Origin of the sequence: Pseudorhodobacter sp. (genome assembly GCF_034675685.1) — a bacterium.
GTDB lineage: Bacteria > Pseudomonadota > Alphaproteobacteria > Rhodobacterales > Rhodobacteraceae > Pseudorhodobacter.
This window is the reverse complement of sequence record NZ_JAUCDA010000002.1, coordinates 619518-637016: the sequence shown is the minus strand read 5'-3', so window position 1 is coordinate 637016 and position 17499 is coordinate 619518. Positions and strand designations below refer to the sequence as shown.

Below are 17499 nucleotides of genomic sequence, written 5' to 3'. Positions count from 1 at the left end.
TGATACACAAAGCCGGGTGGTTACAGCGGTTTGCATACATCTTGAACAAGGCCGACGTGAACCTGACGCTAGCCCTCTTTACGGCCTCGATCAAGCACGTCTTCGGCGTGGGAGGATGTGCATTCGTGATCGGTCAGCGTTCTTGCCTTTGGTGGCAAATCAGCACATCGCAGGCGGCATCGCGCAACAGTCGCCGCGTGACGCTGCCAATGAACAGGCGGCGTATCAGGCTGGGGCGGCCGGGGCCAACAGCCATAAGATCAACCTTTGGGCGACGTGTTGCACGAACCAGCGCGGTCGCCGGATCACCGTACAAGACGGCCCTGGTCGTGCGGCCCGCAGCCTGGGCAGAAAGGTCGCGCAGATCGTTTCTGGCGACCTGTATCAATGCATCCCGATAGGCGGCCAATGCCGTTTGGTCAGTTCCGACCCGCAGCATCGCTTCTTGCAACTGCGGGGCTATTTCCACCGCCTGAACCAGATGCAGGCTGGCCCTGGGCAGCAGCGCCTCGACCAAAGTCAGGGCTGCCGGGGCATTATCTGCACCATTGGTTGCCAGCAACACGCGGGCATAGGGCCGGTTTATCGGGCGCTTGACGACCAGAATCGGTGCAACAGCCGCTGCGCACAGCCGATCGGTCGTTGACCCCAGCATTCGCTCTGCAAATCTGGTTTTCTGATGCGCGCGCATAACGACAAGATCGGGTTTTGCCTCTTGGCAGATATCGATCAGTTTCAGCCCGGCAGAGCCGGCTTCAATCCGGATTTCGGCGCTAGAGGCTTGCGCCCCCAAACGCAGCAACGCCGCGGTGATCCTGTCGCGTGCGGCAATTGCGGCCTGACCTTGCAAGGTTTCTTGATCCGAGAAATCCGCCTTGCAATCGGGAAGGTCGATGACGTGGATAATCGTCAGCGTTGCGCCAAGCGGCGTCGCAAGCTCTAATGCGCGGGCAAGCACAGCATCGTCTTGCGGGAATTGCCCCACTGCTGCAAAAATGCGCGTCAGCACCATAGCCTTCCCTTCACTTTTACGATCCGGGTGTTGCCCTGTATTTGGCAGGCTGCGCCCAGGTTGGTTTATGCAATGGGTCTGGTTTGCACTCGATCCCGGCCGGAAAGACTGCAAACCGCTTTGGCACCCATTATTGCTCTATACACAATGCCAATGGCGCGGGCCACACCCTTGGCAACCGCTAACAGCTTTCAGGCCAAGGCCAAACCCTGCCCGGCTGGGTCAAGCACGGCCTTTGCCTGCATAGTCCGGGCTGCATCCCTGTGCGGCCCGGCTTTTGCGACCGGTTCTATTTGGCCGCCATCATCTTGGCAGCGCGCAATGGCTTTTTTCGGGGTTTTGAAGATTTCGGGAAACAGCTCTTCGAAGTCGGCTTTGCAAATCATCATTTGGTCATCTCCCTTGAGTATGGTTGTATACAACCTGTTCCGGCGTTTTTGCGCCACCGCTGTCGGATGGCGCAGATAAACCTGTACCGATTGGACCAAAGGCGTTTTACCTGAAGTCATGGTTTCAGCCAAAACGCCTTAGGCCGCAGCTTGATATGCCATATGGTTTGCACTGACCAATCTTGTGGCCGGCGCTACTGGCACCATTTGCAATTCACGCGTGTCGAAACCGTTCACCACGTCTCGAATATCGCCACGAGTGATGCCGATATCATCAAGCAGCCTGTCATCCATTGCCTCGAAGGCGGCTATCATCCTGTGGCGCCGCCATTTGGTAACGACGCTGCCCAGCAACCGGGTGAACAGGCCATCGGTTCGCTTATTACCCAGCGCACCAGCCGCCGGGGTGATCATTTGACTTGTGATGCAGACGGACATTTCATCCTCCAATCTTGATAGTACTGATGCCAGGACCTGAAAAACCGCGCGGCCCGAACCAAGGCGATAGACGCCCAAAACCCGGACTTCGGCTGCGCAAGCCTCCACGTCATATTCACTTGATCGACAAGGATCAGATAACCCCCGAAGCAGGAAACGGCACAGCTGCCTACCCGCCCGGGGTTACCGGCGGTTCAGTAATTTTCCTGCTGCGGGCAGGAACCTCTTATGAAAGCTGAACATCATCATGCCTTCTACATGGGCCTTATGGCCGGGGCTTTCAATCACCCCAGGATGGGCTGCGACCTTTGGGCGCGAAAGCGCCGATCTTGGGGCGGTTTGGAACATTTGCGCCACAATATGCCGCCAGATCAGCACGCGACAATTGACTAATCATCGGCCCGTGCCTAGCTTTAGGTCATGGTGAAGCATGTAGATCATTTTCGATTTCTTTTGCTGAACCGCCCGTTGCCCCGGGCGGTATAGGCGCGTTCGCGCCTGCCAAGCCCCCGGGGCCTCCTCATAACCCTGCAACGCGCGTGTGACGACCCAATTCGTCCGAGGAGAAGTCATGACAAGCATTCACAATACCCAGCCCCCCCACTCTCAATTCCGGCCCGGCCCCCGGCTTGCGCCGCTGTCGCGCCCGCGCCCACGATCCGTGCTGCCCGAGGCCGATCATCAAAAGCTTCAACAGCATTTGACCTGCTGTCAGCAAAGCCAACTGCCCATCTGGACATTGCTTGCCTATGTTCTGCTTAATAAAATCATGACGACCGAACCGGTCAGTGATTTTCATGCGCGTGATCTTGTCACCAGCGGTTGCCGCGTTAGCTATTCGGTGAATGGCGAACCCGCACAGACTGGCTTACTTGTGCACAGCGCCAGATCAGAGTTTGGCAGCGGTGTAATTCCCGTGTCTTCGTTGCTGGGCGCAACCCTGATCGGCATGCGCATCGGGCAACGCGCCCCGCTTTTATGCGAAGATGGAACCGTCATGTCGCTTTCGGTTCTGGATGTCTTGCCCCCGAACTGACGCCACGCACCTGCCAAACCCACCGACTGAAAGCACGACCAAGGGTCGCTTGCAGTCTTGTATATTTTTCGCTGTCTCACTTTGATAAGGACATCACATGATGATTGAAATGACCAAAGCCCCAAAACCACGCAGCCCCAAGGCACCAAAGATCGTCATCAATGCCGATGAGCTTGCCCATATCGAGGCCCTCGCAGAGGGGGCGATGCAGCGCAATCCCGCGCTTGCCGATCGCCTGTTCGAAGAAATCGGGCGCGCGCGGATCGTTACACCCGCAAAGATGCCGTCGGATGTCGTTTCCGTTGGCAGCACGGTCACCTACCGTGACGAATCCACCGGGTTGGAAAAATCCGTGACCCTGGTGTACCCGGAGGATGCCGATATCGCGCGTCAGCGTGTCTCTGTGATGACGCCGATTGGTGTGGCCCTTCTTGGGCTGGCCGAGGGCGCGGCCTTTTATTGGGATACGCGCGACAATCAACGGCGTATGCTGTCGGTGATAAAGGTTGAACAAACGCAGCCGTCGGACACAGAACAGGGCTGACGATGACCAGATCCCAGAAAAAGCTGCCGGTCGCACGTCGCAGGTTTGCAACGACGGCATCGGCAGCACATTGGGTTCTGCGCAATGTTGAACTAAGCTCACTGGCGTTTCTGGCGCTTGTCATCGCGGCTGTCTGGGGGTTTGCCGAACTGGCCGACGAGGTTGTCGAGGGCGCAACCAACAGCCTTGACCGGGATATCTTGCTGTTTTTGCGCAGCAGCACCAACAGTGCCGTGCCACTTGGCCCGCCGTGGTTGCAAGAGATGGCCCGCGATGTGACCGCTTTGGGCGGGGTTGCGATTCTGACCCTTGCAACGGCGGCTACCGCAGGCTTTTTCATGATGCGGCAGCACTACGGCTCTATGGTTTATTTGTTGGCCACGGTTGGGGGTGGGATAGTGGCATCCAGCATTGCCAAGGGGCTGTTTGACCGCCCGCGCCCCGATCTTGTGCCGCATGGCTCTATCGTCACAACCGCAAGCTTTCCCTCGGGCCATTCGATGATGGCGGCGGTTGCCTATCTGACGCTTGGCGTGTTGATTGCCAATGCCTTGGCGGATAGGCGGCTAAAAGCCTATGTTTTGTGTCTTGCGATTACGGTCACACTTCTTGTGGGTGTCAGCCGGGTCTATCTGGGGGTACATTGGCCCAGCGATGTACTGGCTGGTTGGCTGGCCGGAACCGGCTGGGCCGCCCTTTGCCTGTTGGGGGCAAGGGCGATGTCTGTGATGTAAGGTGGCGCAGGCGCCCCCCTTTGCCCCTGCTTTGTTCGGGCAGGCCAAGGCTGCGGTTGCGCCTTGCAAGACAGGGCCGGAAAAAGGATCACGGCGAAAGCGCGCGTGCCAATTTGCAGCCCGCCCCCTTTCAGCCGGTTGATCGCAGCCTGCCAAACGCAACACAGCCCACCCCTTCCCAAACGCCTTGTTTTCCTGTAGACGCGCGCCATCTGTGACGTGAGGCCTGCCCCCGGCCGCATGCAAAGGATTGGGGGGCGGCGGCAATGGGGCCGCTATGTAAACGGGGGGCCCGGAACGCCGGGATGCCCCCATATAGGAAACGATGAATGTTTAACGTAACGAAAAAATCTATCGAATGGGGCGGTGAAACGCTGACGCTGGAAACGGGTAAAGTGGCCCGTCAGGCTGATGGTTCGGTTATTGCCACGCTGGGCGAAACCAGTGTGATGGCCAACGTGACCTTTGCGAAATCGCAAAAGCCGGGCCAGGACTTTTTTCCTCTGACAGTTCACTACCAAGAGCGGTATTACGCTGCTGGTAAAGTTCCGGGCGGCTTTTTCAAGCGCGAAGCGCGGCCCTCGGAAAAAGAAACCCTGACATCGCGTCTGATCGACCGTCCGATCCGCCCGCTGTTTGTGGATGGCTTCAAAAACGAAGTTCTGGTGATTGTGACCGTGTTGTCGCATGACCTTGAGAATGAGCCGGACGTGCTGGCGATGATCGCCGCATCCGCTGCGCTGACGATTTCAGGCGCACCGTTCATGGGCCCGATCGCCGGTTGCCGCGTTGGTTTCGTGAATGGCCAATACACGCTGAACCCATCTTGCGACGACATGATGAAGCTGCGCGACAACCCCGAGCAGCGCCTTGATCTGGTTGTGGCCGGCACCAAAGACGCCGTGATGATGGTCGAATCAGAGGCGTATGAGCTGTCCGAAGCTGAAATGCTGGGTGCGGTGAAATTTGCACATGACAGCATTCAGCCCGTCATCGACCTGATCATGGATTTTGCCGAAGACTGCGCCAAAGAACCGTTCGAGTTCACCCCGCCCGACTATTCCGACCTGTATGAGCGCGTCAAGGCAGCGGGCGAAAAAGACATGCGCGCCGCCTTTGCGATCCGTGACAAGCAAGAGCGTACAACCGCAATCAGCAATGCTGTAGCCGCGATCAAGGCAAGCCTGTCGGACGAAGACATCGCCAATGACAATCTTGGTTCGGCAATCAAAAAGCTGGAAGCGGGTGTATTGCGTGGCGATATCATCAACGGCTCGGCCCGGATTGATGGCCGCGACACCACGACCATCCGCCCGATCGTTTCGGAAACCGGAATCCTGCCGCGCACCCATGGTTCGGCTTTGTTCACCCGTGGTGAAACCCAGGGCCTTGTGGTCACGACTTTGGGCACTGGCGAGGATGAGCAGTTCATCGACGCGCTGACCGGCACCAGCAAATCCAACTTCCTGCTGCATTACAACTTCCCCCCCTATTCGGTGGGCGAGGTTGGGCGTTTCGGCCCCCCCGGACGTCGCGAAATCGGCCACGGCAAGCTGGCTTGGCGCGCGCTTCAGGCGGTTCTGCCTGCGGCAACCGATTTCCCCTACACAATTCGCGTTGTGTCCGAGATCACTGAATCCAACGGCTCTTCGTCAATGGCGTCGGTTTGCGGCGGCTCCTTGTCGATGATGGATGCGGGCGTGCCGCTGAAGGCCCCTGTTGCTGGCGTGGCAATGGGCCTGATCATGGACGATGCCGGCAAGTTCGCGATCTTGTCGGATATTCTGGGTGACGAAGACCACCTTGGCGACATGGATTTCAAGGTTGCGGGTACCGAAAACGGCATCACCAGCCTGCAGATGGATATCAAGATTGCAGGCATCACGCCCGCGATCATGGAAAAGGCGCTGGCACAGGCCAAAGACGGCCGGATGCACATTCTGGGCGAAATGGGCAAGGCTTTGACCTCGGCGCAGGCGTTTTCGGCCTATGCCCCAAAGATCGAAACCATGACTGTACCGACTGACAAGATCCGTGAAGTGATCGGGTCGGGCGGCAAGGTTATCCGTGAGATCGTCGAAGTGTCGGGCGCCAAGGTCGACATCAACGACGATGGCGTGATCAAGATTGCCTCGAACAATGCCGAAGCGATCAAGAAAGCCTATGACATGATCTGGTCGATCGTGGCAGAGCCGGAAGAAGGCAAGGTTTACACCGGCAAGGTCGTGAAACTGGTCGATTTCGGCGCGTTCGTGAACTTCTTTGGCAAGCGTGACGGTTTGGTGCATGTGTCCCAGATCGCCAACAAGCGCTTGCAGCACCCGAATGAGGCGCTGAAAGAAGGCCAGGAAGTGAAAGTAAAGCTGCTGGGCTTTGATGATCGCGGCAAGGTTCGGTTGGGCATGAAGATGGTCGATCAGGAAACCGGCGCAGAAATCACCGAAGCACCCGCCGAGGGCTGATTTTACAGTTGAAATTGAAAAGCCCCGGTGGAAACGCCGGGGCTTTTCATATCAGGGCTTTGCGCAAGAGTGGCTATTCCTTTGCGAAGAAACTCTTTCAGGCTGCACGGCACCGATCAGGCAACGATATGTGAGCCGGGTTTTTCACCGAAACGCTGTCGTGAAATCGCTTTGCGTCTGCCGGGTGCAAAAGGTCGCCCCCACCCTGATCTGGGCCAATCACAGGAATCGCACATGACCCATGGCAAAATCACCTCAACCAACGAAGGCGCCCATGCCCTGCATGATCCCGGTGGCAAGGTTCTTATCCGGCTTGCTGATGGCATCATCGGCGGCGCAACCTTTTCTGCTTGCGGCCGGTATCGGCATACATTGACCCGCGATTGGACCCCGGAAGGAACCGAACCGCGGGTGATCCTGTTTATCGGCCAAAATCCTTCGGTGGCACGGGCAGAGGTTTCAGACCCGACTTGCGACAAAGAGCTTCGCTTTGCAAGGCGCTGGGGGTTCACGCGCTATGTGAAAACCAACATGCTGGATTGGCGCGCAACCCATCCAAAAGATGTGCCGCATGATCCTGCAATCGCCTGCAGCCCCGATAATCTGCCAGCCATCCTGCGCGACGCAGCGCGCGCCCATGAGATTCTGCTGGCCTTTGGCAAACTTCACAAGCGGCACGCCCAGATCGTCGAACGCACGTTACGGGCGCTGCGCGAAACGGGTAAGCCCCTTAGCTGTCTCAAGCTCAACAAGGACGGCTCTGCCCAGCATCCGCTTTACATCCGCAACGATACCGAAAGGTTTCCATTTCCCGACGCGCTGATACCCTAAAGCATTGTGTTGTAGTTAATTATTCCGCAGTGCTACCAATTAAGCCGCAAAAGGGCTGACAGTAGCGGCTGTTAGGTGGAATCAGCTAGTAATTGACGGTTAGGGCCGATTGGGGAGACCGCTTTCGCCACCATCTTTGAAGGGAAGAGATGCTTATTTGGCGCTCGGGCGGGAAGCTTTTGGCGACATCTGACACCACTTCCTTATAGGTCTTATGCTCAATCCGGGCCAGAACAAAGGCCTGCAATTCGGGGTCCGTGTTCAGGCGTGACGGTGTGCCGCGCCGGTGCATATCACGGTGCTGATCCGCGATTAAAGGGCTGTTTAATGCCCCTTCAACAGTCCCTTCAAGGGTCATTAAAAGGCGGTCGCTTGCGGCCTTTGCGCGGTCCAGCATTTGCGCGGTTTGCTGCGCTTGGATAATGGCGGTGCGTAAGTCACTCATTCGGACCGTCCTTCTGTGTCGCCCTCAACCAGCCTCGCACTGATACATCCGTTGTGCGCAGGGTGCGGGCGATATGCGCGATGGAATGGCCCTGCCAATCCAGCATTTGCGCCAACCACTTCTTTGCCAGCGGAACGCGTCGCTGCAAGCGATGATCTTGTGCCGCAAGGGCGCGGGCGTTGTCCAAGCCGATCACGGCTTCCACTTGGCCCTTTCCCTTTGGGTTTTGGGCAAGGTGCAGTTCCGCCCCGCCAAAGGCCAGAAGGAACGTGACGGCAAGATCAACCCCCAGAATTTCAACATAGACGGCAACTTGGGCGGTCGGTTTTGGCATTGGTCTTGCAGGTAGGTTCATGAGCAGCCTTTCCGTATTTGTCGAAAACGCCCCGGCCTGACGGGGACACATCAGGCCGGGGCGCTGTTTGCCGCGCGCACAGGAGAAGCCGCGCGGCTTAAGAGCGGGTTCATCACGCCCGCCCCAACCTCATGAATTGAGTGAACCCGGTTTCAGGCCAAGCTGGGAACAAATCGCCGCCGCTTCATTCGAGTCGTTGCCCATGGCCGCAATCGTTTCAAACGGCGCACGCGGCAGCGGTTTGAAGAAGTTGGCAAAGGGCCGGGGTGACTTTGCCAGGAAGGTGCGGAAACTATCCGGATCCTCCTTTGCAAGCGATGTGGCCCAACCGCGCATTGCGGGTGTCAGATAGCCATCATCAAAGGCCTTTTCTACCAGGTCATGTGCTGCCTGCTCATTCATCGTGGCAATGCGGCTGTTGCGGTCTTGCAGCAGCTCGGCCACGGCCTCGACGGGAACGAATTTGCGCGGGTCCGGTGTCGCCTCGGCAGCGGTAGAGAGCTTGGGCGCAAGCGCTTCAATTACATCGTCTTCGCTGGCATCCGGGCCAAGGCCAAGCAGCTTGGCCAGGCGCTGGGGAAAGCCTGTAGGGTTCTGGTCTTTTGTGGTAGGTGCATCGGGCGGCATTGTGTCTTCCTCACTGGCAAGAGCTTTAAGGTGAAGGGCGGGCCGATGAACAAGGCCCGCGCCTTTGAGCCGCATGACTTGGCCCGCTTTGTTGTGCAGAATGGACGGGCTTAGATAGCGGTATTCCTTGCGCCGGATCATGTCGCGCGCGGTTGCCGTCCATTCGACTTTGCCCCACAGGCCGCTCTCATTGGCAGCAAGTGCCGTGATCCATCCCGCAGCCGGAACCGGCCCATTGAGATTGGCTTCTGCTCTGTCGGATTGGTGCTCATAGTCAATCGGCAGGTCAGCCCCGTTTTCTTCAAAGGCCAGAATGACGGCGGCAGGATCCCCAAGATCAAATTTGCGCCCGTCCCGCGCGACGGTGGGACCATTCGGCAGAAGGTGAACCCACTCCGGCGCGTCACCTTCAGGTGGTAAGGCCCCGCCCATTGGCAAAGCAACGTCGCAGGTTGCCAGTTTCAAACCGTTCATCACGCGCCCCGCGTCACAGCTTCGTCAAAGCGAACCCAAACGCCCCAATCGTCCAGCGCCTCGACAAATCCCGCAGGCGACCGGGTGCCAGTGCCATCGCTTGCGGCAACGGTCTGATCATTCACAATGTAGCAGAGCTTGCCCATATCGGCCTGATCAATCAAATCCGCGCCAAGATTGGCAAAGAGGAAAATACCAGGACGATATTTGACTTGGGCCGCGCCATTGGCCCCGCCCGTGTTGTCTACCGCCTCTTCGGCACGGCCAACGCCTGTGCAGCCGGTTGCGGTTGCCCCTTTCACCAGGAAGCCCGCGGCGTTGCGCATAAGCAGCGCCCCGGTAAAGATGCGGGTGGATGCGGCCACGCCGTCCACCTTGAAATCCCCATCACGTTTCGGGGTATTGCGATCTTTGGTCAAAGCCGACATTCTCAAGAACCTTTCAGAGATCAGGCAACGTAAGGGGTAACGATAAGCTCAACGGTGTTCTTCCAAGGGTTGGAGCCGCCGCCGTTATTGGTTTCGGTGTTCAGTAAGTGGAGCGCAAAGTTTTCCAATTCGGGCGGTACAACCATGACAGTCGGCTTCACGCCAAGAATGCGCCCACCATCGCTTTTAAAGCTCATCATGGCAGCACGGGCGTTCATATAGGCCGCCTCGGTCAAGGGTTGCTTTGAACCAAAGGCAAGTTGCCACAGGCCAAAGCCCGCATTCACCCGCGCCCGGACCCCATAGACATACTCATCATTCATGAAAACGTGGCTGTCGTTGGGGTCGACAATCGACTGAAATTCATATTTCTCGCGCTCTTGCCAGATAATGGGCCGAACGCCTCGCGACAGGTCCAGCAAGAACCATGCCGGGTCTGTGCCGTCTTGCATGTTGCTGACGCTGACAGGGTCCGCGCCGGGCGTCAGTTCAATCGGGTGATCTTCGTCAAAGAAATTCTTCCCGTCAAAACAGTTTGCCTCGAAGCCTCTTTTGAGAAGGTCGAAGATCAGCTCGTCGGGATGAGTGGCGGCATCGCGGCCCATTTCGGAAAACATCGGGGCAAAGATGCCAAGACGATCATCCGCAATATCATTACGCGGCACGGCAACGGTCAATTCAAAGTTGATGTTCTTGATCGTGAAACCATGCGCCTTGAGGTTGTTAATATGGCGCGGGCCAATCCATTCGCGAATGCGCGGGAACTGCCCAAGCCAGCCATAGCTTTCATCACGGCTGGAACTGGGAACCATCATCGCGACCTTGCTGGCATGAGATTCGGCTGCAAGCTGCGCTTCATTGTAGATGGTCTGAAATCCTTTGAAGGCAAGGTTCAGGGTTTGGCCGTTGATGATCATTGAAAGATGCCTTTTCCGGGGTGACGCGCAATCGCGCTAACTCTGGGAAAAGGTCTAACATCGCGGGAAAAGCCAAATTACCCACAAGCGTTTGTGGGTGGAGGTGGGGCGGTACAGACGGCAAGGCCCCGCACCCGGTTTCCCGGAAACCCTGCATTGCGCTCCGATCAATTGATCGTGCTACGGCCGCGAGAATATTACCGTGTCACGCCTGCCCAACAATTTTGCATCAGACTTTAAGGGGTCGCAAGCCTGTTTTGTCAGGGACGTTGCTTCTACTCCACCCAATTTCGATTATTAAACGGGTATGCGGCGAATTTAAACGGGTTGAGCAGTTTTTATAGGGTAAGGGGGCCAAGGCGCTGCAAGCGGCCTCTACGGGCAAAATTCAGGGCAATGAAAAAGGGCGGCACAATCGCGCCGCCCTCTTGCCGTTCTTTGTGTCCTGTCACGCCGCGCGTAGTTTCATGGCCTTCAAGGCCGTGATCACTTTTGGCGCGGTGTCTTTCTTCAAAAATCGCAGGCTGGAAACCTTGAAGCAGCGCTCAAGCCATTTATTCAGCTCATCCTGTCCCGGATAGGCCCTATGGGTGTATTCGGCCCAAAGATTGCGGATCAGCTCAATCTGGGCAAAGGACGCCATGCCGGGGCGTTGCCCATAAGACGGGCCTTTGGCCTGCAATGGCTCGAAGCCGCAATATTCAAAATAGCCAAATAGCGCCTCAAACCCGGTCTTGTCCAAATCTGTCGACGTGGTGACGCCCCCGATCTGGGCCAAGGCGGAACGGTAAGTATCATCGCTCCATCCAAGCGTCTTGACGGCAACTTTGATCAGGCCGATTTGTCTGCGTGAAATCGTCATGCTGCGTCCTCCTGTTGGGGGTGCTGGTAGGATTTGGCTTTGCGAAGACTGTCGCCCAGCCGCGTCATGGCTTCGCCCTCATGTTCCGCCGCGCTCATCATCGCGCGCCGCGCAAGCTCCAGCACAGCCAAGACGCCGGGTGCCTCTGGGTCCAGATGCCGAGACGCAAGCCCGGTGTGCAAAAGCTCAAAGACGTGGGCCGCTTGGGTGAACAGATGTTCTACTTCGCTTGTCACGACTTCGGCCTGATTTGCCTCTTGCTCTGTCAGGGTCAAGGTAACGTCAGCGCTGGCGCTGCGCGTGGCCCTGATCTGTTTCAAGCGTACCGTCATATCGTGTGCATTCGCCTTTGTACCGAAAATATGGCCAAAGATATCGCCGTGGTTATAGTTGAACTGGTCGCGTATCAGATCAGCCGCCGCGTCCAAGGGCGCGCCGATGGTCGCGGTATAGGCCTCAAACAGGTCCAGCAGCTCGTCGAACGAAACAGGGTTCCGGGTAAGTAAATCGCGGCGCTGCATCATTTGGCCCCCATCATCATGCGGATGATCTGACGCAGTAGCGCCAAATTGACTGGTTCATCTTTAGCCGATTGACGTGATCGCCTTGCCGCTGTCGCTAATGTTCGAAGATTCCCAGTGGCCGCACCAAGTTCTTTCAGTTCTTCGATCAAGTCAGATTGCGTTGGAAATAATGAAGTCGCCAATGCCGCGACCTCTTTCTTATTCGGGCGTGGCAGTTGGACATTGTGAGTGACTCGCGACATCAGCGGGCGGAAGCTCGCAACCCGCAGATTGCCTCCCTTACCCATGAACATTTCATTACCGACTAAGACGCACCCGAAAGCCGGGGTGCTTGCGTCGCCCAAGCGGGCTTGGTCCCCACGGTCCCAGAGTGATCGGATTGTTTCAAGGACAGCGGGTTTCAACTCTTGCGCTTCATCAACGATGAAAACAGTTTGCGGACCAATGTCGCGGAATGGATAGCCGCGAAGCAATTCGGCCATCGCCTCCACTCCGTCAGCAGTAGACCCGGTTTCTATTCTGTATTGAGCCAGCACAGCCCGTGTGAACGAGCTGATTGATCCACCCGTTGCCGGAGATACTGTGATACGCACCACCATTGCCCCGAGGGCTTCTAGTTCCTCTGTGATAAGGTCCAAGGCAAAGCTTTTGCCAATACCGGCTGGACCGCGCAGGATGCCTAGTCCAGCCCCTTCCAGAATATCTTGAGTGACGTCTCGCAAGATTGATCCTGTCACGGTTTCGATGTTATTAAGTTCCATGTGTGATGCCCCTTCTAAGGTCACGTTGCACTAGAGGGGCCAATGCGGTTGCCGCCGCTGGCCTCTCGCTTATTCCCGCGTTTTACGGCGAGATAATCTTCAATTTCTTTTCTATTTCGGGCGTCTTCTGCGTCCTCTGCTTCTACTTCCGTCATTGGGCCGCAAAGAACTCCAGCCTTGTCGATCGTCCCAAAGGTCCATTCATCGGGTGAGTTAAACACCACTGGCCCCGCGTCTGCGCTTTCAGTTAAAAGCCGCTGCACGTCCACGTTAGAGTCAGCCGTTGCAATGCGGCGCTTCATTTCGTCTTTTTGCAGCTTGACGGCGGTGCCTTTGCGTTTTGCCCCACCTCGGTCATTTAGGGCAAATTTTTCTGAATGTAGCCAATGGATTACGCCTTCGTGGAAACAAATCACTGGCCCTTCTGGATCACGCATTGGCACGAGGAACTCTACTTGCTTCGCTCCGGTCAGCTTTGCTAGGACGTCGCCTTGATAAACGCGGTTGTCGAACTCGACGCCGCCCTGTCTAATGTCGCGTTCAATCGACTTGCTGAACACAAGATCAAACAGTTCGCTGGACGGCTTCTGCGCTGTCCAGCCCGTTTGCTCGATCTTGGCGTTCATCATCCCCTTCGGTGACAACCCGCCAAGGTTGCCGTGTTGCGCCGTGCCGTTGAATTGATCAACCGCCTGATATATATCGGAAATCAACCGTCTTGGCCCATGCGGATACGGATCCACGAGCTTACCCTTGGACTTTGTAGGCGAGTTCATCCTGTCGCCGCCAATGTAACCCGGAAGTGCGCTCAAAAACCGCTTTTCAAGTATACCAAAAGCACCCTCAATCCGACCCTTGCCCTCTGGTGAATAGGGCCGGGATTTAATCACACCAAGCCCTGACATTTCTGACATAGCGCAGAACCTCATCACGGCTTCTGCTAAAGCTTTGTATTCGCTACCATTATCAATCATAAACTCGCTGGGAATTCCGCCCCAAGGGCAGGTCATTACATCATAAAGAGATTTTGCCACATCTTGCTGCGTGACCCCTTGCCCTGCCCCCAAGATGACAATGGTTGCCCAAAGGTAATGACTGGAACCATCCATCCATCCTATGATTGCGACTCGGATCGTCAAACGTCCCGTTTTCGCCGCCTCCTTAGCGGACATCACAAGGTTAGGAATACCCGACTGGATGGCGTCTTTGATATTCATGTCTACTTTATGAACATCGCCCATCAGAACTTCCATTGGCCGTTCCGTCAGATCGCGCAATATCCTGTGCTCATGCTTGTCCGAAAAGTGTTTGTGATCAGATTGAAAGTCGCGCGCTGCCTTCATTTCGACAAAGCGGGAGACCCACGCATCAGTTAGCGCGCACAGCGTGGCAAGCTTCTTTTTTGGCATGTTAATTCCCGCCTCAACCGCCAGTCTTTGCAGTTCTGTTGATGCCAATCGGCGCGTGTCACGATCTGACCGCTTTCCTAAAATCAAGCCTCGCGCTATACGCTCTAGCTCGGCTGCAATGCTTTCCTGCACATCATCTGGCAATCCACATTCATTCTGCCATCGCCGAGTGATCAGCACCCGCTTTTTGCCTCGGTCGCAGCGTGCCTTAGGCAAAAGTGAAGCAGTGCCCCCACTTTCGCAAGCCTGCACCCAATCCCGCAATGTTCGCTCACTAAACACCGACCAATTAGACCCAATTTGATGACGCTGTTCTGCCGCCGCACGAAACGCCGCCGCCCGTCCGGAAGACCCTTTAGGATGCGCAAGAATAGGCGTGATAACCCGTTGTTTATCGACCGCAGCAGTAACTCGGATGTTGTCTGGCCTAGATTTAATTGGTGTTTGAAGGTTTGTTGAAGACAGGCTTTCCGGCAAATTTAACAAGGCTAAGAGTTGGGACGAAGCCTTCGTAAGATCAATGCCCCATGCTACGCCCGATGCCCCTCCGCGTTGGCCTGATAGGGTGACAACGGGCAGAGCATGGCCGCGCCAACGCTTGCTCTTTACCGCCGAGGCCAGCACTTTTCGTGCCGCTCTATCAGTAATTCCGGCCAATTCTGCAAACTCACCGACGTCAACACTGAAGTCAGAAAAGGCAACTCTGATGCTGAACATATGGCATTCATCGTCTATTTCTCACTTGTTGCAAGCAACCTAAAAAAGGCATACACTAATTATGTAATACCGTAAAAGATTACGGTATGCAATATCTATATGAGGATATGCGCATGACTGATGCCAAACAAGTCTACTTTCAGGAACTCGACATCTCGGATCGTTTGCGTTTCCTAATGACTTCCGAAAAGCTGACGGTCGGCGAATTGGCGACGGCGGCGGGAGTATCCAAGAGTGCAATGGAAAAATATTTGTCTGGGCCAAGCTCGCCGCGCGCGACCGCGTTGGCATCTCTTGCGGCAAACCTTGGCCTAAGTTTGGAATGGTTGTTCTTTGGCTATTCGGATAACGACCGACAGCGGATTGGTAACCTTGCAATGAACGCGCTTTTTCAGTTGATGCAGGACATCAAGCAGGAAGGTCCTTTTCGCGATGAGTTTGCTAGATTCGAGTTTGGCACGCGCGACTACACGACATTTGCCCTTACGGTTGCGAATGAACGAGCGGAAGAATTAGGTCAAAAGTTATGGGATGCAAGACGCAAATCCATGCGCGAATATGCTAATGGTTTGCGGCAAGTCGCCCTTCCTGCAATACCGCTTTGGCCGGAAAATCCCGAAAAGGATTGACGGCATCAATGCGAAAAACAGGTTCCGCAATCAGTTCCGCAACATAAACACGCTTCAATAAAATCAATACCTTACCGCACACCTTACCTGTCGGTAAATATTCCGCACTGGTATTTCTATCACCAGTTAAATATACACGTAATTTCAAAAGAGTAAGGGAATTTGAACGCGGTCTAATCGCGGTTTAATTCCCGATATGGATTGCAGAATAATTTGCGGCGGTTCAGCATGCAGCCCAAAAACTGGGTCGCGGCCTCCTGCGCATACGCCCCTGCCCCGGCAGCCTTGGGGTGGATATGTACGCATCACCCACGGGCTAACAGATTGAGGGCCACGCCCATGCATTTTCATTGCCGCCGCCAAATCCCTGACGATCACATTGATCGGGCCAGCAAAGCCCTGACGGATAGCTGCCGCGCAGTCTATTGTATCGGCAGTTTTTATTGACCCCTACTTGCGGCCCCGTTTTTCTGGAAATCCAGGCAACCCGCCGCGTCTGGCGTTCGATGTGGGCCGGGGGCCCTAACCGGCCCCGATCAACATCCCGACCCCCAGCACCAAGGCCCCGCCCAGCACCACTTGAAATGTCGCGCGCATGAAGGGTGTTTCCATAAAGCGGTTTTGAATCCACACGATCGCCCATAGCTCCACGAATACAATTGCAATCGCAATCACAGTGGCCGTCCAGAAATCCGGGATCAGATAGGGCAAGGCATGGCCAAGCCCGCCCAAGGTCGTCATCACCCCTGCCGAAATTCCGCGTTTCCACGGCGAGCCCCGCCCCGAAAGCTGCCCGTCATCCGATGCGGCCTCGGTAAACCCCATCGAGATCCCTGCCCCGATGGCTGCAGCAAGCCCCACAAGCAGGGTCGTGTGGTTGTCATAGGTCGCAAAGGCAACCGCAAAAATCGGCGCAAGGGTTGAAACGGAGCCATCCATCAACCCCGCCAGCCCCGGCTGTACCCAGGTCAGCACCAATTGCCGATGCGCGGTGCGATCTTCCTCGCTGCGGGCGTCAACGCCCAGATGTTCGGCCTCCAATGCAAAGGCGCGGTTTTCATGTGCAGCTTCGGCGGCGGCCAGATCGCCCAGCAATTTGCGGGTTGCCGCATCGGTGGTCTTGGCGGCCGCGCGCAGATAGAAATCATGCGCGTCCTTTTCCATCGCGGCCGCCTCACCCCGGATTTTCTCCAGCCCAAGGTTTTCTGTCAGCCACACCGGGCGGCGGGCGTAAAACCCGGCGACATGTTCGCGGCGGATCAGCGGGATCACCTTGCCGAACCGCGTCAGGTGCAGGTCAATCAACCGGGTTCGGTGCTCATCCTCTTCCTCGGCCATGCCGTCAAACACTGCCGCCGAATTCGGGAAATCACTGCGCAGCGTTTCTGCGTAGCTGCGATAAATACGGGCATCATCCTCCTCAGAGGATATGGCCAGCGCCAAAATCTCTTGCTCGCTTAGATCGGAAAAGCGGCGGCGATTTGAAAAACCGGGGATCATAGACACCTCTAACTTAGAACAGTTCTAACTTATGGCACAACGATAGCAAGCGCAATCCCAGGCTGCGACAAAATTTCCGAACTAAACAGTACAGTTTACTCTTGCGCGCCGCTGCGATTCGCGGCATGAATAACTGAACTGATCGGTTCAGTTGAAAAAATGGAAACAGGAAAATGAATGCTCTGCGTATCGCACTTGTCCTTGGTTTGATGGCCGCCCCGGCCTTTGCCCAAAGCTTTGACCTTCCGCGCCTCACATGGCCCACACAACCCGACGCGCCCGTTACCCAAGGCTGCGCAACGCCGGCCCAGCAGGGCAAAACAGTGCCTTGCCCCGGCAAATAACCCGCCCGATGCTTGCTTGCCCCGATCGCTCTGGTCTATGCTTCCCCCAATCAGGGAGGCA

At 56.3% G+C, this 17499-nt stretch carries 19 protein-coding genes; 6 read left to right on the top strand and 13 right to left on the bottom strand.

What is annotated here, in order from left to right; all coding sequences use genetic code 11:
• Positions 1-133: 133 nt before the first annotated feature.
• The 3 genes from VDP61_RS02965 to VDP61_RS02955 all read right to left on the bottom strand — a co-directional run bounded on the left by VDP61_RS02965 (position 134) and on the right by VDP61_RS02955 (position 1917).
• Positions 134-1012, bottom strand: coding sequence for a universal stress protein (locus tag VDP61_RS02965; RefSeq protein ID WP_323005445.1), 879 nt, complete (start codon positions 1010-1012; stop codon positions 134-136).
• A 191-nt stretch (positions 1013-1203) separates the two neighbouring features.
• Positions 1204-1401, bottom strand: a complete 198-nt coding sequence (locus tag VDP61_RS02960) for a hypothetical protein (RefSeq protein WP_323005444.1) — start codon at positions 1399-1401, stop codon at positions 1204-1206.
• A gap of 138 nt (positions 1402-1539) precedes the next feature.
• The gene (locus tag VDP61_RS02955) at positions 1540-1917 is read right to left on the bottom strand and encodes a DUF1127 domain-containing protein (RefSeq protein ID WP_323005443.1); all 378 of its coding nucleotides are present in this window, start codon (positions 1915-1917) and stop codon (positions 1540-1542) included.
• 493 nt (positions 1918-2410) lie between these two features.
• On the opposite strand from VDP61_RS02955, the gene VDP61_RS02950 reads away from it, so the two are divergent.
• The 5 genes from VDP61_RS02950 (at position 2411) to VDP61_RS02930 (ending at position 7446) form a co-directional block, all read left to right on the top strand.
• On the top strand, positions 2411-2875 hold the full coding sequence (locus tag VDP61_RS02950) for a hypothetical protein (protein WP_323005442.1): 465 nt from the start codon (positions 2411-2413) through the stop codon (positions 2873-2875).
• 100 nt (positions 2876-2975) lie between these two features.
• Entirely contained in the window at positions 2976-3419 is a 444-nt protein-coding gene (rnk, locus tag VDP61_RS02945) for a nucleoside diphosphate kinase regulator (protein ID WP_323005480.1), read from the top strand.
• Positions 3420-3421: 2 nt separating this feature from the next.
• Entirely contained in the window at positions 3422-4153 is a 732-nt protein-coding gene (locus VDP61_RS02940; protein ID WP_323005441.1) for a phosphatase PAP2 family protein, read from the top strand.
• 329 nt (positions 4154-4482) lie between these two features.
• Positions 4483-6615 carry a polyribonucleotide nucleotidyltransferase gene (pnp, locus tag VDP61_RS02935; RefSeq protein ID WP_323005440.1) on the top strand — a complete coding sequence of 711 codons (2133 nt, stop codon included), beginning with the start codon at positions 4483-4485 and terminating at the stop codon, positions 6613-6615.
• 234 nt (positions 6616-6849) lie between these two features.
• Positions 6850-7446 carry a DUF1643 domain-containing protein gene (locus tag VDP61_RS02930; RefSeq protein WP_323005439.1) on the top strand — a complete coding sequence of 199 codons (597 nt, stop codon included), beginning with the start codon at positions 6850-6852 and terminating at the stop codon, positions 7444-7446.
• Positions 7447-7531: 85 nt separating this feature from the next.
• On the opposite strand, the gene VDP61_RS02925 is transcribed toward VDP61_RS02930, so the two are convergent.
• From VDP61_RS02925 to VDP61_RS02885, 9 genes are all read right to left on the bottom strand, one after another.
• Positions 7532-7891, bottom strand: a complete 360-nt coding sequence (locus VDP61_RS02925; protein WP_323005438.1) for a hypothetical protein — start codon at positions 7889-7891, stop codon at positions 7532-7534.
• The gene (locus VDP61_RS02920; RefSeq protein ID WP_323005437.1) at positions 7884-8246 is read right to left on the bottom strand and encodes a helix-turn-helix domain-containing protein; all 363 of its coding nucleotides are present in this window, start codon (positions 8244-8246) and stop codon (positions 7884-7886) included. The genes VDP61_RS02925 and VDP61_RS02920 overlap by 8 nt, the downstream gene beginning before the upstream one ends.
• 129 nt (positions 8247-8375) lie before the next feature.
• Positions 8376-9347: a phage protease gene (locus VDP61_RS02915; protein ID WP_323005436.1), complete on the bottom strand. Its 972-nt coding sequence runs from the start codon at positions 9345-9347 to the stop codon at positions 8376-8378.
• A complete protein-coding gene (locus VDP61_RS02910; protein WP_323005435.1) occupies positions 9347-9775 on the bottom strand; it encodes a hypothetical protein in 429 nt (142 codons plus the stop codon). The genes VDP61_RS02915 and VDP61_RS02910 overlap by 1 nt, the downstream gene beginning before the upstream one ends.
• 20 nt (positions 9776-9795) lie before the next feature.
• On the bottom strand, positions 9796-10692 hold the full coding sequence (locus VDP61_RS02905; protein WP_323005434.1) for a Mu-like prophage major head subunit gpT family protein: 897 nt from the start codon (positions 10690-10692) through the stop codon (positions 9796-9798).
• Positions 10693-11140: 448 nt separating this feature from the next.
• Positions 11141-11554, bottom strand: coding sequence for a regulatory protein GemA (locus VDP61_RS02900; RefSeq protein WP_323005433.1), 414 nt, complete (start codon positions 11552-11554; stop codon positions 11141-11143).
• Positions 11551-12078: a hypothetical protein gene (locus tag VDP61_RS02895; RefSeq protein ID WP_323005432.1), complete on the bottom strand. Its 528-nt coding sequence runs from the start codon at positions 12076-12078 to the stop codon at positions 11551-11553. Before VDP61_RS02895 ends, VDP61_RS02900 begins: the two co-directional genes overlap by 4 nt.
• Positions 12075-12839 (bottom strand): ATP-binding protein, encoded by a 765-nt coding sequence (locus tag VDP61_RS02890; RefSeq protein ID WP_323005431.1) that lies wholly within the window; start codon positions 12837-12839, stop codon positions 12075-12077. Before VDP61_RS02890 ends, VDP61_RS02895 begins: the two co-directional genes overlap by 4 nt.
• A gap of 20 nt (positions 12840-12859) precedes the next feature.
• The gene (locus VDP61_RS02885) at positions 12860-14965 is read right to left on the bottom strand and encodes a Mu transposase C-terminal domain-containing protein (protein WP_323005430.1); all 2106 of its coding nucleotides are present in this window, start codon (positions 14963-14965) and stop codon (positions 12860-12862) included.
• 113 nt (positions 14966-15078) lie between these two features.
• Between VDP61_RS02885 and VDP61_RS02880 the strand changes: the two genes are divergently transcribed.
• On the top strand, positions 15079-15594 hold the full coding sequence (locus VDP61_RS02880; RefSeq protein WP_323005429.1) for a helix-turn-helix transcriptional regulator: 516 nt from the start codon (positions 15079-15081) through the stop codon (positions 15592-15594).
• A 522-nt stretch (positions 15595-16116) separates the two neighbouring features.
• Here VDP61_RS02880 and mbfA read toward each other — a convergent pair.
• Positions 16117-17094: an iron exporter MbfA gene (gene mbfA, locus VDP61_RS02875; protein WP_323005428.1), complete on the bottom strand. Its 978-nt coding sequence runs from the start codon at positions 17092-17094 to the stop codon at positions 16117-16119.
• Positions 17095-17499 lie beyond the last annotated feature (405 nt).